Origin of the sequence: Bacillus sp. BS98 (genome assembly GCF_008432245.1) — a bacterium.
GTDB lineage: Bacteria > Bacillota > Bacilli > Bacillales > Bacillaceae_G > Bacillus_A > Bacillus_A toyonensis.
Map to the genome: position 1 here is coordinate 3,915,589 of NZ_CP043830.1, position 23,611 is coordinate 3,939,199.

Genomic DNA, 23,611 nt, shown 5'->3' on the forward strand with positions numbered 1-23,611 from the left:
AGAAAAGGAGGTTTTCAATATGCTTTTTCGTAGCTGTACCCCACAGTTCTATAATGAAAATAAACAACTCATTCCTAATAGTATTGCTACGATGGAAAGCGTTATGATTAACAACCGAAAACAATTCCTCCTCATGCGTGGTCAAAACGTAGAACAGCCTATTTTATTATGCTGTCACGGCGGACCTGGCATGGCACAAATCGGATTTATTCGCCATTTCCAAAAAGAATTAGAGAAGCACTTTATCGTTATTAATTGGGATCAACGCGGGGCAGGTAAATCCTTTTCAATGAAAGATTTCGGAGCAAATTTCACAATCGAACAATTCGTTTCCGATGCAAAAGAAGTGATTCAATATGTACTTAAAAGGTTCAACAAACAAAAACTATTTCTCGCTGGTCATTCTTGGGGAAGTATTATTGGGCTTAACATAGCACATCAATATCCAAAATATATCGAGGCTTACATCGGTATAGGGCAAATTGTACATATGAAACAAAATGAAGAATTGCTATATCAACATTTAATTCATTCTGCCAAAAAACATGATCATAAAAAAGCATTAGCTTCCCTTTTAAAATTAGGCAAACCACCATTTTTAGATACGAGACGTCTTATTATTCAAAGAAAGTGGCTTGGCACATTTGGAGGCGCAATCCAAAACGGATCTTCCTTTTCTTTCATACGAAAAGGTTTCTTTTCTCCTGAGTATACGCTATTAGATTGGTTCAAGTTTCTCGCAGGAAATTTAAAATCTGGCGTTTTATGGGAAGAAATGCTGACAATCGATTTCTTTTCGTCTATTTCAAGTTTATCTATTCCGGTATATTTTTGTTCTGGTCGCTATGATTATCAAACTCCGTATGCACTCGTTCAAGAATATTGTGATGTTATTGAAGCACCCATAAAGAAAATGATTTGGTTTCCAAATTCAGCACATTCTCCTGATCTAGAAGAACCAGAACTATTTGCTAATTCTTTACAATCCATCAAACAAGAGCTATCTTTTCATCATTAAATACAAAAGGCTCTTTTACATTTCATAGAAAACATTTTATAATAATATGTCGCAAGTATTATGTATAAATATAGCAAACTGCTTCATATTCACTTGCCTTAACAGAATAAAAATTAGGGAGATTATATCTATTATGAACGCTGTACTCGTCGCAGTAGCAGTCATGCTATTGCTTAGTTTGTTACGTGTCCAAGTCATTGTCGCCATTATTATTGGAGCTCTAACAGGCGGACTTATCGGCGGACTCGGTATTTCAGAAACAATTAACACTTTTACAACTGGTCTTGGAAACAGTGCCCCTATCGCATTAAGCTATGCAATGCTTGGCGGTTTCGCTATTTCTCTTTCTAAAACAGGACTTCCAGATGCCATGATTCAAACCGCATTAAAATGGATTGGCAACGAACAAGACACAAAAAAACAAGTTTATTCTAAAATACTGATTTTATTCATCATTTTAACAATGGCTTGTTTCTCACAAAATGTTATCCCTGTTCATATCGCTTTCATCCCAATCTTAATTCCTGCACTTTTAAAAGTATTAAACGAGCTGAAAGTAGATCGTAGACTTGTCACATGTATTATTACATTCGGGTTAATTACACCTTATATGTGGATCCCTGCAGGATTCGGAAAAATTTATCATGACGTATTGCAAACAAATGCTGCCCAAAGCGGCCTTACATTTGATGTCGCGCTTATCCCAAAAGCGATGACTATTCCAGCAATCGGAATGATTATCGGATTATGTGTAGCGGTATTCATTACGTACCGAAAACCTCGTACATATGAAACAGAACAAATTCATACCGCTGAAAGTGAAATCGTTCCCTATACAAAGCGAAGCATCACTTTCGGATTATTATCTATCACAGCTACATTAACTGTTCAATTAGCAACAGAATCAATGATTTTCGGTGCCTTAGCGGGGATTATTGTCTTATCAATTAGTGGTAGTCTCCCCCTTAAAGAAGCAGATGCAATATTAACAAGTGGAATGCGTATGATGTCCTTTATCGGATTTGTCATGATTTCTGCCGCTGGATTTGGCGCTGTTCTTCGAAAAACAGGACATGTTGAATCACTTGTGCAAACGAGTGCACATTTCATCGGAAATAACAAACCGCTTGCTGCATTTCTTATGCTCGTTATCGGACTTCTCGTTACGATGGGAATTGGTTCATCCTTTTCAACCATTCCTATCTTAACAACAATTTTTGTACCCCTTTGCATTCAGCTTGGATTTAGTCCAATGGCTACAATTGCAATTATCGGTACAGCAGGAGCGCTAGGTGATGCAGGATCTCCAGCATCTGATAGTACACTTGGACCAACATCAGGTTTAAACGCTGACGGTCAACACCATCATATATGGGATACATGTGTACCGACTTTTCTGCATTATAATATACCGTTACTTATATTTGGCTTTATTGCCGCAATTACATTGTAAAAGGTGCGTATAAAACGCACCTTTTACTTTTTCATTTTCCCTTTTAATTGTTGAAAAGCTATTTTCGCTTCTTCTTCGACGTAATTTTCAATTGCTGGTAGTGATGGACCTATCCATTCACTCTCGATACTCCCATTCGGTCCAATAATTTTTAATTTTTCTGGTATATGTATATTTAGAAATTTGGCTGCTCGAATTAACTCGGTAGCAACCTTATCACTTGAAGCTACAATTCCATCTATATACGGATGAGTTTGCAATAACGTAATAAACTGTTTATTCGTATACCTTTGTACACATGCTTCTCGATAAGAGATCCCTTCATCCCAAACAGCGTCTAAAAATCCTGATATACGCTCTTCCATTTCTTCACTTTCTTCCCCCTCACCGAAATAAGCAAGAAAGTGACATGCTTTCTCTTTTAATAAAGAAACAGCCCTCTGTCCACTTTCATAATGATTTGTAAGAGGTTGTTTTTCCTCCATCACAACAAATGGGAATTCGATTTTCCCTAGACTTTTAAAAACTGATTTTGTCAAAATAACACCTGCAACGTTATTTTGCTTCAACATATGTATGTATCTATCTTTATTCTCTATATTACAAACGATTATTTGATAGCCTTCTTTATATGCTATTTCCTCAATACAATGTAGCAAAGTGATGTTTAATGGGTTACATAAATTCTCTACAAGTAATGCAATGATTGTTGAATTCTCTTTAAATAATGGCTTTGCTGCACTGTTTGGCCTATAACGTAATTCCTCAATTGCTTCCTTTACTTGTTTTACTGTTTCGTCATGAACGTATCCTTTTTCATTAATAACTCGTGAAACGGTTGCGACTGAAACACCTGCCAATTTTGCAACATCACGTATAGTTGCCACATCGTCACCCCTTAATATGGTAATAGATTACAATTTTAAGGTAACTTAAATTACAGTATTCGTCAAGAATAATAACTTATATTTCTGAAAATTGTTACATCATTTCAATAAACGATACTCCATCTGAATTTCATGTAAAATCGGGATATTATCATATCCAATGCGCGGAATTTCTTGCTTTATTTTTCGCGCCTCTTCTACTGCATTTACATATAAATTTGTCATCATGAAATTACGTTTTTGATAAAAGCGTAACGCGTTCATATTATCATTTGTTGTAATGAGCCAAACTCCTTGGCACTGTGCTTCTTGAGCAACTTGCAATACGCAATCCACAAGCTTCGTCCCGATCCCCTTCCTTTCTTGAAAACTATCTAACGATACAATTTCACACAAATTCCCAGTCACTTCATACGTTATAATTCCGATTATTCTGTCATCTAAAAACGCAACAAATCCTGGTAGCTCTTCTAACTGATGCCCCTTACCACGCGAAACCATCAATGAGCTCCCCCAGTTTTCACACATGAACATTCGGATTTTTTCTTTCATTGTTGATGTAAATTTTTTTATATGCACCATTTCCTATTTCTCTCCTTTTCTATCCTTGTGATACAATGTAAGTGTATCACATGTAACGGTATTTGGAGGATGAGGTAAAGTATGAAACGTTTTTTTGCAGCATTGTTTACTATACTAGGTGCGATAACTGCCCTTGGGATTTTCTTTACAAATAAAGTGATGTACTTGAAGAAAAAAACAGAGGAAGAAGTTCTAGAAAGAGAATCGAAAAAACATTTTCGTATAGAAGATTTTGACGCTCTTCATAAAGAAGAAATTCATATCCCTTCGCAATTCGGATATGATCTTCATGGATATTACATTCCTGCAGGTCATTCCAACAAGTTTATGGTTTTTTGTCACGGCGTAACTGTAAACAAAATGAACTCTGTAAAATATGCAAACTTATTTTTAAGCAGAGGATTTAATGTCCTTATTTATGATCATCGTCGTCATGGTAAAACCGGAGGAAAAACAACAAGCTATGGATACTATGAAAAACATGATTTAAAATCAGTAGTTGACTGGCTAAAAAGTCGTTTTGGCACAAATATAATACTCGGTATTCATGGTGAATCTATGGGCGCTGCAACACTACTTCAATACGCAGGACTTGTAGAAGATGGTGCTGATTTCTATATTGCAGATTGTCCTTTTTCTGATTTCTATGGGCAATTACAGCACCGCTTAAAGGTTGAATTCCATTTACCCAAATGGCCTTTATTACCATTAGCAAATGCTTTTTTAAAAGTTCGTGACGGGTATACAATTCGTGAAGTTTCACCAATCGACTGTATAAAAAACATTAACAATCCCGTTCTCTTTATTCATAGTAAAGATGACGATTATATTTTAGCCGATATGACAAAAGCTCTATATGAAGCAAAAGAAAATAATAAACAACTTTATATTGCAGAACACGGTGCACACGCTTGCTCTTATAACGAAAATAAAGAGGAGTATGAAGCAGCTCTTGATCAATTTTTGAACACATACGTAAAAGAAACAAAAAACAGGCTTGCATAAGCCTGTTTTTTTCATTGTGATAAAACGTCTGTAACTTGTTCCATGTTTTCAGAAATCCATTGCACAGCTTCATCTAGCGTTGGAAATTCTGTCGTTTGAAACGTTACCTCATCTTGAAGTAACCAAACATCCTTCGCTTCTTGTCCTACACCGGCAATCGACCAGTGCAATAAACTATATGGATGATTATCATTCAAAAATGATGCCCACGTGCGCTCATTTGCAATATTTCGTAATGTAAGTAATTGTTTATCCATCTTTCGTCACCTTACTCTAGTCAGTTATAAAAAACATTATAACACTCTCTTCTCTCCCAAAGAAAGTGCTCTTTTTATCCCGCGTTAACGGGCAGTGAGACTCCCATCTCAAAATTCAGCTGAAGCAAAGAAGTTAGGCGGGAGATTAACTGCCCGTAATCGCCCGATTGGTGAAGGCTAATAATCAGTGGAATGAACCCCCTCCACTAATTAAAGTTTCACTTTATATTGTCAAGTGCTTCCCTTGATTATATGATGAAATTAAGCGTTTGGGAAGGAGGGATAGCGTTGGCAAAAGTACAAATTAAAGTAAATGATAATGGCTCTTTTCGCGTTACAGGGGACGTGGAATTAGTCGACTCACAAGGGAATGTATTCCCAGCAAAACCAGCATTTTCTTTATGCCGTTGTGGTTTATCAAAAAATATGCCTTATTGCGATGCTTCGCATAAAGGTAAATTCGAATCTGTTGTTAGAGCACCAGAGGCAAAGTAATTTCGTATGTGACATGCACATTTTTTGTGCATGTTTTTTCTTTTAATCAAAGTCTGGATATTCCTTTTCCTAACAACATTTCTAACACTTTTGTCTCCATTTCAATCTCCATGTATTTTCACACAATTCTTCACATTCAAATATTTTTTGCTAGCCTTTTTTCTTTTTTGTGCTATAATTTGACCAAACAGCATCCTTCGGGGTCGGGTGAAATTCCCAACCGGCGGTGATGAAGTGAAAACTTCTAAGTCCGTGACCCGTTTTCAACTCGAAAACGGTGGATCTAGTGAAACTCTAGGGCCGACAGTATAGTCTGGATGGGAGAAGGATATGTTTCTAGTTTTTTATATAGTGAATACACTTTTATTTCAGTATGCATATTTTTATACATTCATTTTGAATTTATATATATGTTTAGTTTTCTATACTCATTTTTTATACTGAAATAAAAAAGAGACAACTAGCGTTTAAAAAATTCGATATTTTGCTAGGTTTTTTCCTTATGCAAAAATGTCAATCATCGCTAGGTTTCTTTCCTGTACTTTCGTATTCGAACTATAATTCTAGAAATCACGTCTCCCAAACCCCAAGGATATTAAATCCTTGGGGTTTTTTGATTTTTTTAGGAGAGGTGAAGAGAATGACTGATCAAGAATATATGAGGATTGCCTTGCAATTAGCTAAGGGGACATCAGGACAAACGAGTCCGAATCCTATGGTTGGTGCTGTTGTTGTAAAAGATGGAAACATCGTCGGAATGGGCGCTCATTTACGTGCTGGTGAAGAACACGCGGAAGTTCATGCCCTTCATATGGCTGGTGAGAAAGCCAAAAACGCTACCGTCTATGTAACACTTGAGCCGTGTAGCCACTTTGGAAAAACACCACCTTGCTGTGAATTACTCATCGAAAAGGGAGTTAAGCGCATTGTCATTGCTACCCTTGATTGCAACCCGCTCGTTTCTGGTAATGGAAAAAAGAAATTAGAAGAGGCAGGAATCGAAGTAACTACGGGTGTTCTTGAAACGGAAGCAGTTTTATTAAATCGCTACTTTTTTCACTACATGAAAACGAAACGCCCATTTGTCACGATAAAGACCGCAATGAGCTTAGATGGCAAAACAGCCACTGTAACTGGTGAAAGTAAGTGGATTACTGGTGCAGAAGCACGCGCTGACGTTCACCAATATCGCCATACACATGATGCAATTCTTGTTGGAGTGAATACAGTTATAGCCGACAATCCACATTTAACAACAAGAATTCCAAATGGCGGGAAACATTCTATTCGCGTTATTTTAGATACCCATTTACGAACGCCACCATCTTCTCATGTCATAACAGATACTTTAGCACCGACATGGATTATTGTAGGTAAGGATGTAAATAAAGAGAAAATAGCTTCTTATGAATCTAAAAATATAGCGATATTCCAAATGAAAACGAAGCAAATTGAAATTCAAGATGTTTTAGATCTACTCGGTGAAAAACAAATCCTGTCTCTCTTCATCGAAGGTGGACAAACTGTTCATGCAAGTTTCTTACAAACAAACAATTTCAATGAAATTGTAACCTATATAAGCCCGAAATTAATTGGCGGGAAAGGTGCTCCTACTCTTTTTGGAGGAAACGGTTTTTCAAAATTACAAGATTCGCTTTCCTTGAAAATTCAAGAGATGAAACAAATTGGCGATGATATCAAAATTGTTGCGACTGCCCGAAATGAGGTGACGAAATGTTTACAGGAATTGTAGAAGAATTAGGAACGATCACAAACATGCAACAAAGCGGAGAAGCGATGAAATTAACGATCCATGCAAATAAAATTTTATCTGATGTCCATTTAGGTGATAGTATCGCGGTTAACGGGATTTGCTTAACTGTAACGAGCTTTACAACTACTTCATTTACAGTTGATGCAATGCCTGAAACGATGAAATCAACATCACTTCGCCTGCTTAAATCACACTCTAAAGTAAATTTAGAGCGGGCCATGGCTGCAAACGGGCGCTTTGGTGGACATTTCGTTTCAGGACATATCGATGGCATCGGGACAATTTTAACTAAAAAACAACATTACAATGCCGTCTATTACAAAATAGCAATTTCCGATGAATTGCTACGCTATTGTTTGCATAAAGGATCCGTTGCTGTTGATGGAACGAGTTTAACGATATTTGATATAGACGAATCTTCCATAACAATTTCACTCATCCCACACACAGTAAGCGAATCTGTCATCGGAGAAAAGAATGCCGGAGATATCGTAAACATTGAGTGTGACATGATTGGTAAATATATCGAACGCTTTATTTCTAAACCTGTAAAACGAACGGGGTCAATGTCCGAAAACTTTTTACAAGAAAACGGATTTCTATAAGGGGGAAACATAATGTTTCATCGTATTGAAGAAGCTCTAGAAGATTTAAAACAAGGAAAAGTCGTTATCGTATGCGACGATGAAAACCGAGAAAATGAAGGCGATTTTATCGCTTTAGCAGAGTATATTACGCCAGAAACAATTAATTTTATGATTACACATGGTCGCGGCCTCGTTTGCGTACCGATTACGGAAGGGTACGCAGAGCGCCTACAATTAGAACCAATGGTATCTCATAATACAGATTCACATCATACTGCGTTTACAGTGAGCATTGATCATGTTTCTACAACAACAGGGATTAGCGCTCACGAACGTGCAACTACGATACAAGAATTGTTAAACCCTGCATCTAAAGGTGCTGATTTCAATCGACCTGGACATATCTTTCCATTAATCGCAAAAGAAGGCGGTGTCCTTCGCCGTTCAGGTCATACAGAAGCTGCTGTCGATTTAGCAAAACTTTGCGGAGCAGAACCTGCTGGAGTCATTTGCGAGATTATTAATGAGGACGGTACGATGGCACGTGTACCTGATTTACTACAGTGCGCAAAACAATTTGATATAAAAATGATTACGATAGAAGATTTAATTGTTTATCGCCGCCATCATGAAACACTTGTGACAAGAGAAGTGGAAATTACCTTACCTACAGATTTCGGTACTTTCCAAGCAATTGGCTATTCTAACTCATTAGATACGAAAGAACATATTGCGCTCATAAAAGGTGATATTTCAACAGGTGAACCGGTGCTTGTACGTGTTCATTCTGAATGTTTAACAGGAGATGTATTCGGTTCATGTCGCTGTGATTGCGGACCACAACTCCATGCAGCACTTGCTCAAATTGAGCGTGAAGGAAAAGGTGTTCTTCTTTATATGAGACAAGAAGGACGAGGCATCGGGCTTCTTAATAAGCTTCGCGCTTATAAATTGCAGGAAGAAGGATTCGATACTGTAGAAGCAAATGAAAAACTCGGCTTCCCTGCTGACCTTCGTGATTATGGTATCGGCGCTCAAATATTAAAAGATTTAGGCTTACAAAGTTTACGATTATTAACGAATAATCCAAGAAAAATTGCTGGCTTACAAGGTTACGATTTAGAAATAGTCGAGCGTGTACCGTTGCAAATGCCAACAAAAGAAGAGAATAAAACATATTTACAAACGAAAGTAAACAAATTAGGACATTTATTAAACTTATAATCAAAGGAGAGATTTATTATGGTATTCGAAGGTCATTTAGTTGGTACAGGATTAAAAGTTGGGGTTGTTGTTGGACGTTTTAATGAATTTATTACAAGTAAATTACTTGGCGGCGCTTTAGACGGATTAAAACGTCACGGCGTAGAAGAAAATGATATTGATGTCGCTTGGGTTCCTGGTGCATTTGAAATTCCTTTAATCGCTAAAAAGATGGCCAGTAGCGGAAAGTATGATGCTGTTATTACTTTAGGTACTGTAATCCGTGGAGCTACTACACATTACGATTACGTTTGTAATGAAGTAGCAAAAGGTGTTGCATCTTTATCACTACAAACTGACATCCCTGTTATTTTCGGTGTATTAACGACAGAAACAATTGAACAAGCGATTGAACGTGCAGGTACGAAAGCTGGTAATAAAGGATATGAATCAGCCGTTGCTGCCATTGAAATGGCTCACTTATCAAAACAATGGGCATAAAAAAAGAGGCTGCGGCCTCTTTTTATTTTTTCGCTTTTTTTCGTACATCTTTTATTAATTCATTCATCGTTTTTCCTTCTGTCTTTATACGAAGTGCTTGCGCTGTTCTCCATACATTCTCTCTTTTTTTCGCTTCTTCTATAATAGTAATTTCTTTTCGTACTTCCTTTAAATCTTTCCCTTCCGTTTTCAATCCAAAATGTTCAGCTTTCGTTCGAAAATGTTGTTCAATTCTTTGTTGCATCTCTTTTTGTTCAGGATTTTCAGCGGCCTTAACTGGATCAGTACTTATTGCTTTTATTAAAATTAGACAGGTCATAATCGCTAATATGTATTTGTGCATGTAAAATCCTCCAACCCAATATAAAATACATATTTACTATGTACAACTAGGGCTTGGAAAATTCGTCCGCAAAAATTCTTTTTCTCACTCAAAACCCATTCGTATTAAGTGATAATAGCCTTTTATTACATTTTATTTACAAAAAAAGCAAACTCTTTTACAAGTTTGCTTTTTCCTCTATCTTATAGTGCACATTCCTCAATCTCAAATCCTAAATCTTCAATCATACCCCAGTCTGCAGTTGGCTCTTGTCCAGCTGTCGTTAAGTAATCCCCGACAAAAATAGAGTTTGCTGCAAATAAGCCGAGTGGCTGTACAGAACGTAAATTAATTTCGCGACCTCCTGAAATACGAATTTCTTTTGTTGGGTTTACGAAACGCATCATCGCCAATACTTTTAAACATTCTACAGGTGTTAACTCTTTTTGTCCTTCAAGCGGTGTGCCCTTTACAGCAACGAGGAAATTACACGGAATAGAATCTGCATCTATACGTTGTAATTCAAATGCTATTTCAGCACGTTCTTCAATTGTTTCTCCCATTCCAAAAATCGCCCCAGAGCATGGTGAAATACCAGCTTGTTTCGCTTTTTGAACCGTATCAACACGATCGTCATACGTATGAGTTGAGCAAATGCTTTCATAATTGTTTTCATGTGTATTTAAGTTGTGGTTATAACGATGAACACCAGCTTCTGCTAAGCGTCCTGCTTGATCTTCGTTTAAGAAACCTAAACAGCAACAAATCTTCAAATCTGTCGTTTCACGAATTTCCTTCACAGCCCCAATTACGTGATTTACTTCTTTATCTGTCGGGCGACGGCCAGATGCTACAATACAATATGTACCCGCTTTACGGCGAATTGCTTCATGTGCTCCTTCTACAATCTTCTCCTGCGTTAACCATGCATATTTATCAATTGGTGCTTCTGAAATAATAGACTGTGAACAATACCCACAATCTTCAGGACATAAGCCAGATTTCGTATTAATAATCATATTCAATTTTATTTTCTTACCAAAATGATGATGACGAATGATGTAGGCTGCATTCATAATTTCTAAAACTTCTGTATCATCAGCTTCTAATATTGCTATTGCATCTTCTTTCGTAATCATTTTCTCTTCTACTACGTCGTATGCAAGTTTTTTCCAATCCCTTTTTGTTTGTACTTGTTTCATTTCATCTCTTCCCCTCTTTTGTTATATACGTAAATAAAGCATGATACGTTGCCATTATCCCTTCATTTCCCGTGAAGTCTCTTTCGTATATACGAAGCATCGCACGAAAGAGTGAGGGACTTTGGCAATATGATTCTTCATTACTATTGGTCGCTCCTACTTTTCGAATAGAATGCAGAAACTCTCTAACTTCTGCAAAACTCTCTATGTAACATGTTTCAGAAACATGTACATCCCCTGTTTCTATCTTGCATATATGGCGTAACTGATCTTTCGAATAAAAACGTTGACCTATCGCTATTTCATTTCGTATATTTTTTTCTTCTTTCGCCCTCCGAAACGAATTGTGAAGCTCTTGAAAAGTTTCTTGTCCAAACGTTGAAAAGAGTAGTATCCCATCTGTAGACAAATGATGAAATAGATTTCTAATCACTTGTTTTAAATCATTTAGCCATTGAAATGTAGCATTTGAAATAATGACATCATATGATTCTTCTAATCGTAATCGTTCGATATCTTCACAGTGAAACGTTACATTTTTTACATTTGGTCTAGTTTTCGCAACCGCAATCATACTTTCAGCAAAATCAATAGCTGTAATATGCGCTTTTGGAAATAAGTTTGATAATTTCTCTGTGACATAACCTGTCCCGCATCCAAGTTCTAAAATACGTATCGATGAATTTGCACTATATCGTCGATTCAATGTAGAAAGTAATGAATGTGCCATCTTTTTTTGTACATTTGCATATTGATCGTAAGATACAGCTGCCACGTTAAACCGTTTTTGCAGTAACGTTTTGTTGATCATGTCGTATCCCCTCTACAAATTGAATTACCTCATTTGCACAATATTCAAAATTTGTTATACATAATGCGTGTCCTGCCTCACTTACTACCTTGAGTGTTACATTTGTATTGTCCGCCATACTATGAGCAGCAGACAATGGACATATTACATCCTGCTCTCCATGAATAAATAGTATAGGTGCTTGAATTTCTTTCAGCTCTCCTCTCATATCTGTTTCTATTAAATAATCCAAACCTAATTGTAAAGACTGAATAGAATCCCCTTTAAAATGTTTTACAATATCTTCAAAACATTTATTCTCTTTCAACTCATCTTTCGTAAACATATTTTCATAGAACCGCTTGAGCGTATCTTCTTTCTTCCCTACCAAATTCTTTTTCAGCCGTTCTACATGCAAAGAATTCCATCCACTTGTATAGTCACTCGTATTTGTAAATTTAGCAGTACCACCAATTAATACGATACCTTTCGCCTTAATCTTTTTATAGGCTTGAATTGCCGCTAAAGCTCCTAATGACCATCCAACTAAAATTACATTTTCATCATGCGCTACATCTATTATTCGTTCCGCAAACTCGCCTATCTCTTTCACGTTACGCCAATCTATGCATTGAACAGGATATTCTTTGAAATACGGAAGTACTAAATCCCAAACATTTTCTTCCATTCCCCATCCAGGGATAAAAATAATCTTTAGCTCTTTCATACGAAAAGCTCCTCTTCTTTCGCAATGTGAATAATTTGGTCAATGGCCCATTTTAAATCAGCTATTGTATGTTGTGACGTAACAGCAAAACGGACCCGGGAACTATTAATTGGAACCGTCGGTGGACGAATTGCAATTGCTGCGATGTCTACCTCTTGTAATCTTTTACTAAACCGTAAAGCATTTTCATTTGAACCGACTACAATCGGTACAATATGAGTTGAGCTATTCCCAATATCAAAACCAGCTTCTCGTAAATGGGTTCTGAAATATGCACCATTCGCTATAAGACTCTCTCTTCTTTCGTTATCTTCTTTCACAATTTCAATTGCTTTTCGTATCGCCCCTAATATTCCTGGTGGTAAGGCTGTAGTAAAAATAAAGCTTCTCATCATATTTCGTAAATACTCTATATAAATTGCATCGCCTGTCAAATACGCACCATAGCACCCTAAAGCTTTACTAAACGTCCCCATATGTATATCAATTTTTTGAGCAATGTCTTTTTCTATATGAGATAACCCAGCTCCATCGATTCCATATATTCCACTCGCATGCGCTTCATCAACTATAATGATTGCCCCGTATTTCTCCTTAAGCTGCACTAATTCTCTCAAGTATGCAGTATCACCATCCATACTAAAAACAGTATCAGTTACGATTAATTTCCTCTTTTCAGGTGACGCTATTTTCAATAACTTCTCTAAATGATCCAAATCATTATGACGATACCTTTTATGTTCTGCGCCGCTTAATATAATTCCATCAACAATACTTGCGTGATTTAATTTATCACTAAACACAATATCGTGACGACAGGCTAAAGCAGATATAGCACCTACATTTGCTGTATATCCACTATTTACAATTAGTGCTCTTTCAGTACCTTTCCAGTTGCATACACTTCTCTCAACCTCTTCATACAATGGATAATTTCCTACAACGAGGCGAGAGGCCGTCGCACCAGTTCCATATTTTTTTGTACACGCAATAGCAGCTTCTTTTAATCTTTCATCCCCAGCTAATCCTAAATAATTATTTGATGCTAAATTTAACAACCTTTTTTTATCTCGAATAAGCCACGTCTCTTCTGCTTGCTCTGTTACATGCAAATTACGATACTGTCCTTGCTCATGTAATTGTTGTAATTTAGATTGAAGATGTGTGCGCCACGTTTGATTCATTTTGAATGAACTCCTCTAATTTTGAAATCATAATATGTTCTTTTGCTGATTCCAATAATTTTTCCCTAGTAAATTCACCTTCAAGAAATGGTAATAAACCTAAAACTGGTACTCCACTTAACTCCTCAATCATTTCTTTATTTTCTTGCACTCTTTCTTTGTCACATTCTTTACAACTAGACAAAATTACACCTGCTACTGTTAAACCGTGTGCCTGTGCATAAGAAATTGTTAAGACAGTATGATTTACTGTCCCTAGCGTAGGGCGAGCTACTATAATAAGAGGCAACTGTAATTGTTTTGCGAAATCAATTACTAAACTATCTTCAGTATATGGGACTGCAAGCCCGCCTGCCCCTTCGACAAATACGCTATTAAACTCTTTTAATAGTTCTTCATAGTGCCTCATAATGTCTTTTAACTTTACGACTCTTCCAGCTCTTTTCATCGCAAGTCTCGGAGCAAGCGGTTCTTCAATGGAATAAGGACAAATTTCATCTTCTTTTGTCGGTACACCCGATAATGCTTTTAATCTTGCTGCATCTCCCTCAGGGTTTGATGCAACATGTCCACTTTGCAACGGTTTATATACACCTACGTTATATCCCAACTCTCTATATACACCTGCTAACGCACCTGCAACCACAGTTTTTCCAACTTCAGTATCTGTTGCTGTTATGAAAAAACCGCTCATTCTTCTCCCTCCGTAACATCTGAGATTGCTTTATATAAAATGCGTAACATATCATCTATCTCATCAATTGTAGAAGCAAGAGGAGGCATAAATACAATCGTGTTACCGAGCGGTCGTAAAATCATGCCAAGATCTCTTGAGCGTTTACATACTTGCACACCGACTCTTTCTGTCCATTCAAACGATTCTTTCGTTTCCTTATTCTTCACTAGTTCAATACCAATCATTAACCCGCACTGACGAATATCACCTACATGTTTATATGCAAAGAGCGCTTCTAATTGCTTGGCTACATATTCTGTTTTACGTGCAACATCTTCTATTAAATTTGTTTTTTCATATAATTCTAGATTCGCAATTGCTACTGCACACCCTAACGGATTACCTGTGTAACTATGACCATGGAAAAATGATTTTTGTTCCTCATATTCTCCTAAGAAGGCATTATATATTTCGTCTGTCGTTACCGTAACTGCAACCGGTAAATAACCACCTGTTAAACCTTTCCCAGCGGTTAAAATGTCTGGCGTCACATTTTCATGTTCACATGCAAACATTTTTCCAGTGCGCCCAAATCCCGTTGCTACTTCATCCGTAATAAATAAAACATTATATGTTGTACATAAATCCCTTAGCCCTTTTAAGTATCCTTTCGGCATTGTAATCATACCGCCAGCACCTTGCATTAAAGGTTCTACAATAATAGCTGCAATTTCTTCATGTTTTTCTTTCAGCATTTCTTCCATTTCTTCTAAATGTTTTTTTACAATTTGTTCCTTATTATCTCCATAAGGAGAACGATATGTATATGGATACGGCATTTTAATTGCTTCAAATAAGAGTGAACTATACACTTGGTGAAACAAGTCTATTGCTCCTACTGAAACAGCACCAATCGTATCACCGTGATATGCTTCTTTTAATGTAACAAATCTTTGTTTTCTCGGTTTCCCTTTATGTTGCCAATATTGGAAAGCCATCTTAATTGCAATTTCAACAGCTGTAGAACCAGAGTCTGAATAGAACACCTTCTTCAATCCTTCTGGTACAACCTCAATAATTTTTTCTGCTAATAAAATTGATGGAACGTTAGCAAGTCCTAACATAGTAGAATGAGCAATTTTATTTAATTGCTCACGAATTGCTTCATCTAATTCTGGCACTTGATGTCCGTGAACATTTAGCCAAATAGATGAAACCCCATCCCAATATTCATTTCCATTTACATCGTATAGCTTTCTTCCCTCTCCACGTTCAATAATGACAGGATCTTCTTCTAAATAACCTTTCATTTGTGTAAATGGGTGCCATACGTAAGCTTTATTTTTCTCTGATAATTCTTCATATGTATAAGATGATTTTTCAGTCGTATTACTATTCACAGTCACAATTGTCACCCCTAATGTTAACTAGTTTATAGATATAGTTAACATTAAATCCAAAAGACTGTCAATTATTTTTAAATTAAACAGTTCTTAAAAAAGAACAACTTATCATACGATAAGTTGTTCTACTTTCCATGCTGTATCTTTCCGATTTCTAAAATAATCTCTTCATCTTTTTTTCCTTCTGTATCAATTCCCAGTTGTTTTGCATGCTCAATTAATAAATCATGACGCTTCTCAAATCTAGCTGTGTTTACTTCTTTCGTAATTTCCTCTTTTGTTTTCTCATCAGTAGAAACTCCTAGTTTCGCAGCTGCTTTTTCCATCGACTTCTTCTCTTCCGTTTCTTTCACTTTCTTCACTTCTGATTGCTGGATTTGCTTTTGCTTCACCTGCTCTGATTCAGCTGCAAAAGCTGTGTAAATTCCAGCACTTCCGCCAATGACTAGTAAGGTGGTAAAAAGAATTAGTTTTTTCTTCACTCTTTTCTCCCCTTTCGAATTCATTATAACGCACATCTTTCAATGTTAAAACCTATCTCCTTTATTTCCCTAAAAAAATATTACACATTTTTATTGACATGTATGATGAATATATGATAAAAATTTAACTAACATCATATGAATCGGCGTTGATAGGATTTAGTAGTATTTCGATTTCTGATTTCAGAGAGCTGGTGGTCGGTGCGAACCAGTACAGAGCGAATTATGAATTACCCCCTGGAGCTTCTTTTACGAAACGTAAGGAGTAGTGAAAGACGGTTATAGACCGTTATGTCTAAAGAGTGGTGAAACGACACTGTTTCACAATTTAGGGTGGTACCGCGAATTTTTCGTCCCTGCATATATTGCAGGGGCGTTTTTTATTTTATTAACGCATATCATACGACCCTTTATTTTGTGATACATTCATTTTACAAGCTAGGGTGGTACCGCGATTTCTTCGTCCCTGCATAATTATATGCAGGGACGTTTTTTTATCCAATCATTTCCGTATCATATAGAAGTATTAACAAATTACCGGTAATTTGTCAAAAAATTCTAAAATTTAAAAGGAAATATACAATATTGGCGAATTTTATATAAAAAAGACTATTCTCGATTAATTAGGAGGGGAAAACAATGGTTTCAAAAATTGAATCTGTTCTTTTAACAATTTTTATCTTTTTCTGTATTGGTTTTAGTGTTATTCAATTAGAAGTTTCACCGCATATCCCGATTTTATTCGGTATCGTTATTTTATTAGCGTTTGGGTTTATGAAAAAAATCTCTTGGTCTACTATGGAAAAAGGGATGATCAGTAGTATTTCAGCGGGGATTCCATCTATTTTTATTTTCTTACTTGTAGGCGTATTAATTAGTGTATGGATCGCAGCTGGAACAATTCCAACTTTAATGGTATACGGCTTCCAACTTGTATCTCCGAAAATTTTCGTTCCAACTGTTTTTGTTGTTTGTGCGATTGTTGGAACGAGTATCGGTAGTGCATTTACAACTGCTGCAACTGTAGGACTTGCCTTTATGGGCATGGGTAGTGCTCTTGGATACGATCCAGCGCTTATCGCTGGTGCAATTATTTCTGGTGCATTCTTTGGGGATAAAATGTCTCCTTTATCTGATACAACAAACTTAGCTCCTGCTGTAACCGGTGTAGATTTATTTGAACATATTCGTAACATGCTTTGGACGACAGTTCCAGCTTTCATTATTGCTTTTATTGCATATTTCATTTTAGGCAGTGGATCTGGAGGCAATGTTGATTTCACATCCTTTATTAGCACGTTAGAAAAAAATGCAACAATTTCTATCGTTACACTTATTCCAATTTTATTACTGTTCCTATTCGCATTCAAAAAGGTTCCAGCAGTTCCAACATTACTTGCTGGAATCGTAGTAGGAATCATTATTCTCTTTATTTTCAAACCTAGTACATCTCTAACTGATTTAATGAAAATTATGCAGGACGGTTATGTTTCTAAAACTGGTATAAAAGATATTGATAGCTTATTATCTCGCGGCGGTTTACAAAGTATGATGATGTCCGTTGCCCTTATTTTCCTAGCTCTTTGCATGGGAGGATTACTACAAGGAATGGGTATTATCGCGCAGCTGATGAATATCATCTCTAGCTTTGTTAAAAATAGTACACGCTTAATTATTTCTACTGCTTCAACTGCAATTGGTGTAAACTTCTTACTTGGTGAACAGTACTTATCCATCGTTTTAACAGGACAAGCATTTGCTAATAAATACGATGAAGTCGGTTTAGAACGTCGTAATTTATCACGAGTACTAGAAGATGCTGGTACAGTAATTAATCCACTCGTACCATGGGGTGTAAGTGGCGTATTCTTAACAAACGTCCTTAGCGTTCCAACATTCGATTACCTGCCATACGCAATCTTCTGTTTAGCTTGTCCAGTTGTAACCATTATCGTCGGCTTTACTGGATTCGGTCTTTCATGGAAAAAAGAAAAAGCAGTACCAGTTTCATAATATACAAGTAAAAAAAGGATTACCGATTGCGGTAATCCTTTTTTTATACAACACTTTACTATCTATTTGCTTTCTTTCTTCTAAATAACATAAGTAATCCCGCTCCAACAAATGCAAGACCCGCTCCAATTGTAGAAGCAACACTTGCACCTGTTTTCGGTAAATCACGTTCATCTTTGTCAGCTTCTTTATTTTCACTTACAGTTGTCGTTGTTTCTTTTGTATTTTGATCATCTGTTGTAGTTTGTCCAGATCCTGCATTGTTTCCACTATTACCTTCATTTGTTGGTGGTGTCGTTGGATTCCCTCCATTATTACCTTCACCTGTTGGTGGTGTCGTTGGATTCCCTCCATTATTGCCTTCACCTGTTGGTGGTGTCGTTGGATTTCCTCCATTATTACCTTCACCTGTTGGTGGTGTTGTTGGTTTTTCTCCACCATCGTTCTTCTTCGTTATATCAATTGCATATTTAGCAAATTCATTTTCAGATGGTCCAACATATGATATTTTCCCATCTTTCTTTATATACTTTTGTGCATTTGGTGAAGAATCGAATGTTGTATTTAATTTATCTGCAACAATCGGCTTAAATGTCCAGTTTTGATCGGCTGCTGGATTAATAACTGGTGTTTCTTGCATATACTTCACAATGATTTGACGTGTTTCATCTTGTGATTGGTATACAACTTCCCCTTTACTTACACCTGGGAACGTTTGGCTACTTCCACGATAGTTATTTGTAGCGACGATAAATTCTTGATTGTCAGCTACTGGCTTACCTTCATACGTCATATTTACAATACGATTCGCATTCGCATTTTCCTTTATAACTTTTCCATCTTTATCATATTTTGCTGGTTGCGTCACATCAATTTCGTATTTTAAACCATCTAAAATATCAAAGTTATATGTAGGATAGCCTATATTTACTAACGGCTGTTCTTTTGTTTCCTTTGGATCAATTTTATTAAACTGACCTGCAGACATTTCAAGCCATTCTTTCACTTGTGCCCCATTTACTTTTACAGCATATAAAGTATTTGGATATACGTATAAATCTGCAACGTTTTTAATTGCTAACGTTCCAGCTGGAATATCCGTATAATATGTAGCACCGTTTCGGCCACCTGCTTTAAATGGTGCGCCTGCAGATAAAACTGGTATTCCTTTATATTTACTATATTGTCCATTTTCAGCAAACAACTTTTCGACATACCATTTTTGGGCATTTGTCACAAGTTGCACAGAAGGATCATCTTGTACTAATGAGAAATAACTATTAATTGGCGCTGTCGTTTTTCCTACAGCTGTATTCACATAATCAATTGTCGCTTGATGATCATCTTTAATTTCATTAACTAAATTTTGATCAGGTCCTACATTACCTTCATTATTAACAATCGGACGAAGTTGTGGCTTCGATTGCTCTTTTTGTACTTCCCATTTTCCGCTTACCTTTTTCAATTGCATATCAATAATACCTAAGTTACTTCCAAACACACCAGGCATTACAACTGGAACACCATTAAATACATCCTTCACTTCAGTATGTGAATGTCCCATTAATACTGCATCTACACCAGTAACTTCTGTTAAATAATACGATGCGTTTTCCATGCCAACGTTGTATCCACTCTTATCAACACCAGAATGCGCTAGTGCAACGATAACATCTGCACCTTCCGCTTTCATTTTCGGCACCATTTTCTTCGCTGTTTCAACTATATCTTTCGCTTTAACTTTTCCTTCTAAATTTGCTTTATCCCAGTTCATAACTTGAGGTGGAACAAATCCCATTACCCCAATTTTCACCTTCTGTTTTTGACCTGATTCATCTTCTACTTCTTTTTCAAAAATATGATATGGTTTAAAGTAATTTTGGTCGTTCTCTTCATTATTATCTTTATCATCTTTATAGACGTTCGAGTTAATAACCGGGAACTTTGTTTTACTAATCACTTTGTTTAAATAATCTAAACCATAGTTAAATTCATGATTCCCAAGAGAGATGACGTCATACTTCATTAAATTCATTACACGATATAATGGATGTGTATAACTAGGATCCACAGGATTTTTCGGATCGTTTATTTTATTCGCTACATAATCACCAAGCGGTGTCCCTTGTAATGCATCCCCATCATCAAACAGGACAGAGTTCTTCGCTTCTTCACGTGCTTTATTAACAAGTGTTGCCGTTTGCACGAGACCTACTTTATTATCTGTTTTCGTTTGATAATAATCGTAATTCATTAAGTTAACGTGAATATCTGATGTTTCTAGAATTCGTAAGTTAACTGTACTCTCCCCAGTATTCTCATCCGCATGAGCTGTTGTTGGCAGTACTTGCGGCGCTATTACACCTATAGCAAGAGTTGCTCCAGCTAGCATTTTTTTTGACTTTTTCACAAAAAATCCCCCTTATACAATTACCAGAAATAATGAAATGAATCCCTATCGGTCCATAATCACATACCTTTTTTCTTCTATTAGAGACACGATTTTCATTTCATCCTGCGCTAACGAGTAGTCCCCTTAAACGCTCGATTGATGAAGACTAACAATTAACGGGAGATAAAGCTCCCACTAAGTAGCATTTCACCTTATCTGACATTATCATATATAAAACTCTTTCGTATCGTCAATATTTTTTGACAAACTTCAACAAATTTTCTGTAAAGTTATTGTAAACTTTTCATAAACATATAATATGCCCTTACATTGCTAATATTGCTGAATATGATACAATTACCAATTACAAGGAGGATGAATTTATGAAAAAAGTCATCTTAATAGTTGTTTGTCTCCTCCTTCTAATCATTTCTTATTCTAATTTTGAAAAGAACGATGAGACAAAACAAAACGAACCTGAAGACAAAACAGAGAAAACCTCTGCTCCAAGTTGGATTGATAAGCAAACAAACGACTCCTTTTATCACCTCGTATTAGGTGATTCACTCGCTAAAGGATATGGATCGACACAAGGTGGATTTGCTGAATTAGCTTCCAGACAAATAGAAGCACAAATTCATAAACCAATTACAGTAGAAAATCTTGGGATAAACGGCCTTACTACAGATCGTCTCGCTAAAAAAGTTCAATCAGAAGATGTAAAGCAAAAAATTAGAGCTGCAAATATAATTACGATTAATATTGGAGGAAATAATTTATTTCGCTTAAATCGTGATGTCGGTGTTATAGATGGTATTAAAATGTTAAATAAAGAAAAAGCTCATTTTGAAGCGGATATAAAAACTATTGTAAAGACAGTTCGAGATCAAAATCCGAACGCTTTACTCATTCTCTCAGAACTCTATAACCCGTTACAACTCGATGACTCCATCGCAAGTTATGCAGACATGTTTTTAGACGGATGGAATGAATCCGTTTATTCCATTTCAAAAGCAAATCAACCGTCTATCGTTTTACCAATTCGTAAATTAATATCGAATGATAAAAAAGATTTACTATTTGACCAAGTGCACCCAAATGATAACGGCTATGCGATTATTGCTAATACATTTACAAAGCAAGTGTTATCCTACAAATATTAAAGCTGCTGTGAAACAATTCTATTTTTATACCATGTCTTTTTTGTTACAATGAAAGTGGAAGGGGGCCTTTATATGGAATCACGCGAGTGGGAACGTATTGTTGATCATCTTCTTTCGCTAGTGCCTCTTTTTTATCGCAAATTTATGCTTCCTGGAGAATTTTCTTCTCAAAGACATATGCCGCCATCACATACACAAGTATTACTACTTTTGCATGAAAATGGCACATTAGCAGTTTCCGAAATCGGCAAGCGGCTAGCGATTTCAAGGCCTAACATGACACCTCTATTAAACAAACTTATTCAAGAGGAACTAATAGAGCGTCATTATAGCGAAAAAGATCGACGGGTCATTTTAATTTCTCTAACAGCTGAAGGGAAATTATTAGTAAATCAGTATCAGCAATTCATTTTAGACAAACTAAAAGAAAATTTCCAAACATTATCTGAGGAAGAGCGCGAAAAGCTCATTCAATCTCTTCAAACCATTCAAAATTTAATTTTGAAAACAAACGCATAAAGCTGCTTCTAAATAGAAGCAGCTTTATGATTCATAATAATTACCGTAGTATACATTTGAATATGGCCATGTCGTTAAATATGGTTTTTGATCTTGCGTAGGTTGTTGTGGTGGTATTTGTGGCAATTGCTGAAATTGTTGCTGTTGATACACTCCAACTTGCTGTCTCATATCATTTACCGGATAATAATTTGTATATGGGTATACTTGAGGTACATAGTAATAATACATCCATTCTCTCCCCCTTTTTCTTAAACATATTCAAAGGAGAAAATGAATGTGCCATTCTTTATATTTGTACAAGTGGTTCTCTCACTTTTTTCTTTCTGTTCTTCAAACGTAACTTACGATTCTTTTCATATAAATAATGCACTACGAAATATGAAACTACACCGAACACAACTCCTAAAATCGTCATTCCAATTAATACATATACTTCACTCTGTAATAAGCTCTTTAACATCGTAAAAATGTGACTTGAAAACAAGTCCGATATCGTAAATGGTTCATGATGTATTTGTTGTACATGAAATGGATAAATCATTTTCCCTAGCGCATACGCAAGCGGAAATAAAAACACTGGGAGAAACGATATTTTCCCAATAATATTGCCAATAACTGCAGCAGGAAATGATCCTTTTGCTAATCGAACGATTGGATAAAATATTACATATACGAGCGATGCTGTATAAATTACTAACATTTCTAAACCAAAACCAATAGCAAAACCTAACGACACTTTCTTTGCTCCTTCTGGCGATCGAAGCAACTTATAATATTGAAACTTTAATATTCTCCACATCCGCTGAAAAAACGAATATGTTTGCTTAGTTGTTTTCACTCTCATCATCTCTTTAACTATATTTTATATGTAGTATGTCCTTACACGCACTGAATAACAAATTTAGTTTTCTCTTTCTATTATAAATGATATAAAAATGATTAACCAAATATACATCCGACATTTTAATATAAA

25 protein-coding genes, 1 riboswitch and 1 other annotated feature are annotated in these 23,611 nt (G+C 36.1%); of the genes, 11 read left to right on the forward strand and 14 right to left on the reverse strand.

All coding sequences use genetic code 11. The features are described from left to right. Nucleotides 1-19 precede the first annotated feature (19 nt). Both F0362_RS20205 and F0362_RS20210 read left to right on the forward strand, forming a co-directional pair. A complete protein-coding gene (locus F0362_RS20205; RefSeq protein WP_000898945.1) occupies nt 20-1,018 on the forward strand; it encodes an alpha/beta fold hydrolase in 999 nt (332 codons plus the stop codon). Nucleotides 1,019-1,151: 133 nt separating this feature from the next. Then, nucleotides 1,152-2,471 (forward strand): Na+/H+ antiporter family protein, encoded by a 1,320-nt coding sequence (locus F0362_RS20210; RefSeq protein WP_000994821.1) that lies wholly within the window; start codon nt 1,152-1,154, stop codon nt 2,469-2,471. A 23-nt stretch (nt 2,472-2,494) separates the two neighbouring features. On the opposite strand, the gene F0362_RS20215 is transcribed toward F0362_RS20210, so the two are convergent. Next, nucleotides 2,495-3,358 carry a LacI family DNA-binding transcriptional regulator gene (locus F0362_RS20215; protein WP_000201332.1) on the reverse strand — a complete coding sequence of 288 codons (864 nt, stop codon included), beginning with the start codon at nt 3,356-3,358 and terminating at the stop codon, nt 2,495-2,497. A 99-nt stretch (nt 3,359-3,457) separates the two neighbouring features. Then, nucleotides 3,458-3,940, reverse strand: coding sequence for a GNAT family N-acetyltransferase (locus F0362_RS20220; RefSeq protein ID WP_079519583.1), 483 nt, complete (start codon nt 3,938-3,940; stop codon nt 3,458-3,460). A gap of 81 nt (nt 3,941-4,021) precedes the next feature. Here F0362_RS20220 and F0362_RS20225 point away from each other — a divergent pair, with 81 nt between their 5' ends. Continuing rightward, on the forward strand, nt 4,022-4,945 hold the full coding sequence (locus F0362_RS20225) for an alpha/beta hydrolase (protein WP_000819220.1): 924 nt from the start codon (nt 4,022-4,024) through the stop codon (nt 4,943-4,945). Between the two features lie 11 nt (nt 4,946-4,956). Here F0362_RS20225 and F0362_RS20230 read toward each other — a convergent pair whose 3' ends face one another. Further along, nucleotides 4,957-5,202, reverse strand: coding sequence for a DUF2552 family protein (locus F0362_RS20230; RefSeq protein WP_000360799.1), 246 nt, complete (start codon nt 5,200-5,202; stop codon nt 4,957-4,959). Nucleotides 5,203-5,454: 252 nt separating this feature from the next. Here F0362_RS20230 and F0362_RS20240 point away from each other — a divergent pair, with 252 nt between their 5' ends. From F0362_RS20240 to ribH, 5 genes are all read left to right on the forward strand, one after another. Further along, entirely contained in the window at nt 5,455-5,697 is a 243-nt protein-coding gene (locus F0362_RS20240; protein ID WP_002039507.1) for a CDGSH iron-sulfur domain-containing protein, read from the forward strand. 189 nt (nt 5,698-5,886) lie between these two features. Further along, nucleotides 5,887-6,030: riboswitch (FMN riboswitch) on the forward strand. Nucleotides 6,031-6,337: 307 nt separating this feature from the next. Beyond that, a complete protein-coding gene (ribD, locus tag F0362_RS20245) occupies nt 6,338-7,450 on the forward strand; it encodes a bifunctional diaminohydroxyphosphoribosylaminopyrimidine deaminase/5-amino-6-(5-phosphoribosylamino)uracil reductase RibD (RefSeq protein WP_000132003.1) in 1,113 nt (370 codons plus the stop codon). Beyond that, nucleotides 7,432-8,076: a riboflavin synthase subunit alpha gene (ribE, locus tag F0362_RS20250; protein ID WP_149889937.1), complete on the forward strand. Its 645-nt coding sequence runs from the start codon at nt 7,432-7,434 to the stop codon at nt 8,074-8,076. The genes ribD and ribE overlap by 19 nt, the downstream gene beginning before the upstream one ends. Nucleotides 8,077-8,088: 12 nt before the next feature. Beyond that, nucleotides 8,089-9,282 carry a bifunctional 3,4-dihydroxy-2-butanone 4-phosphate synthase/GTP cyclohydrolase II gene (ribBA, locus tag F0362_RS20255; protein ID WP_061529590.1) on the forward strand — a complete coding sequence of 398 codons (1,194 nt, stop codon included), beginning with the start codon at nt 8,089-8,091 and terminating at the stop codon, nt 9,280-9,282. Nucleotides 9,283-9,300: 18 nt separating this feature from the next. Next, nucleotides 9,301-9,762: a 6,7-dimethyl-8-ribityllumazine synthase gene (gene ribH / locus F0362_RS20260; RefSeq protein ID WP_000230897.1), complete on the forward strand. Its 462-nt coding sequence runs from the start codon at nt 9,301-9,303 to the stop codon at nt 9,760-9,762. 22 nt (nt 9,763-9,784) lie between these two features. On the opposite strand, the gene F0362_RS20265 is transcribed toward ribH, so the two are convergent. From F0362_RS20265 to F0362_RS20300, 8 genes are all read right to left on the reverse strand, one after another. Continuing rightward, entirely contained in the window at nt 9,785-10,105 is a 321-nt protein-coding gene (locus tag F0362_RS20265; RefSeq protein ID WP_000549775.1) for a hypothetical protein, read from the reverse strand. 182 nt (nt 10,106-10,287) lie between these two features. After that, nucleotides 10,288-11,286 (reverse strand): biotin synthase, encoded by a 999-nt coding sequence (gene bioB, locus F0362_RS20270; RefSeq protein ID WP_000815851.1) that lies wholly within the window; start codon nt 11,284-11,286, stop codon nt 10,288-10,290. A 1-nt stretch (nt 11,287) separates the two neighbouring features. Next, the gene (gene bioC / locus F0362_RS20275; RefSeq protein WP_000608926.1) at nt 11,288-12,097 is read right to left on the reverse strand and encodes a malonyl-ACP O-methyltransferase BioC; all 810 of its coding nucleotides are present in this window, start codon (nt 12,095-12,097) and stop codon (nt 11,288-11,290) included. Then, on the reverse strand, nt 12,063-12,803 hold the full coding sequence (locus F0362_RS20280) for an alpha/beta fold hydrolase (protein WP_000661287.1): 741 nt from the start codon (nt 12,801-12,803) through the stop codon (nt 12,063-12,065). Before F0362_RS20280 ends, bioC begins: the two co-directional genes overlap by 35 nt. Beyond that, a complete protein-coding gene (gene bioF, locus F0362_RS20285; RefSeq protein WP_001077303.1) occupies nt 12,800-13,987 on the reverse strand; it encodes an 8-amino-7-oxononanoate synthase in 1,188 nt (395 codons plus the stop codon). Before bioF ends, F0362_RS20280 begins: the two co-directional genes overlap by 4 nt. Then, nucleotides 13,953-14,681, reverse strand: coding sequence for a dethiobiotin synthase (bioD, locus tag F0362_RS20290; RefSeq protein WP_000012507.1), 729 nt, complete (start codon nt 14,679-14,681; stop codon nt 13,953-13,955). Before bioD ends, bioF begins: the two co-directional genes overlap by 35 nt. Next, a complete protein-coding gene (gene bioA / locus F0362_RS20295; protein WP_000217835.1) occupies nt 14,678-16,069 on the reverse strand; it encodes an adenosylmethionine--8-amino-7-oxononanoate transaminase in 1,392 nt (463 codons plus the stop codon). The genes bioD and bioA overlap by 4 nt, the downstream gene beginning before the upstream one ends. Before the next feature lie 122 nt (nt 16,070-16,191). Further along, entirely contained in the window at nt 16,192-16,548 is a 357-nt protein-coding gene (locus F0362_RS20300) for a hypothetical protein (protein ID WP_000727842.1), read from the reverse strand. Between the two features lie 140 nt (nt 16,549-16,688). Then, nucleotides 16,689-16,909: a binding site (T-box leader), on the forward strand. A 278-nt stretch (nt 16,910-17,187) separates the two neighbouring features. Between F0362_RS20300 and nhaC the strand changes: the two genes are divergently transcribed. Then, nucleotides 17,188-18,561, forward strand: a complete 1,374-nt coding sequence (gene nhaC, locus F0362_RS20305; RefSeq protein ID WP_000253727.1) for a Na+/H+ antiporter NhaC — start codon at nt 17,188-17,190, stop codon at nt 18,559-18,561. Nucleotides 18,562-18,619: 58 nt separating this feature from the next. Here the strand turns inward: nhaC and cpdB are convergent, their stop codons facing one another. Then, nucleotides 18,620-20,971, reverse strand: a complete 2,352-nt coding sequence (cpdB, locus tag F0362_RS20310; protein ID WP_000748632.1) for a bifunctional 2',3'-cyclic-nucleotide 2'-phosphodiesterase/3'-nucleotidase — start codon at nt 20,969-20,971, stop codon at nt 18,620-18,622. Nucleotides 20,972-21,336: 365 nt separating this feature from the next. Here cpdB and F0362_RS20315 point away from each other — a divergent pair, with 365 nt between their 5' ends. Beyond that, nucleotides 21,337-22,116: a GDSL-type esterase/lipase family protein gene (locus F0362_RS20315; RefSeq protein WP_000755809.1), complete on the forward strand. Its 780-nt coding sequence runs from the start codon at nt 21,337-21,339 to the stop codon at nt 22,114-22,116. A 72-nt stretch (nt 22,117-22,188) separates the two neighbouring features. Further along, the gene (locus F0362_RS20320; RefSeq protein ID WP_000445820.1) at nt 22,189-22,635 is read left to right on the forward strand and encodes a MarR family winged helix-turn-helix transcriptional regulator; all 447 of its coding nucleotides are present in this window, start codon (nt 22,189-22,191) and stop codon (nt 22,633-22,635) included. A 24-nt stretch (nt 22,636-22,659) separates the two neighbouring features. Here the strand turns inward: F0362_RS20320 and F0362_RS20325 are convergent, their stop codons facing one another. Both F0362_RS20325 and F0362_RS20330 read right to left on the reverse strand, forming a co-directional pair. After that, entirely contained in the window at nt 22,660-22,866 is a 207-nt protein-coding gene (locus tag F0362_RS20325; protein ID WP_000291941.1) for a hypothetical protein, read from the reverse strand. 58 nt (nt 22,867-22,924) lie between these two features. Then, a complete protein-coding gene (locus tag F0362_RS20330; protein WP_002044856.1) occupies nt 22,925-23,485 on the reverse strand; it encodes a DUF2062 domain-containing protein in 561 nt (186 codons plus the stop codon). Nucleotides 23,486-23,611 lie beyond the last annotated feature (126 nt).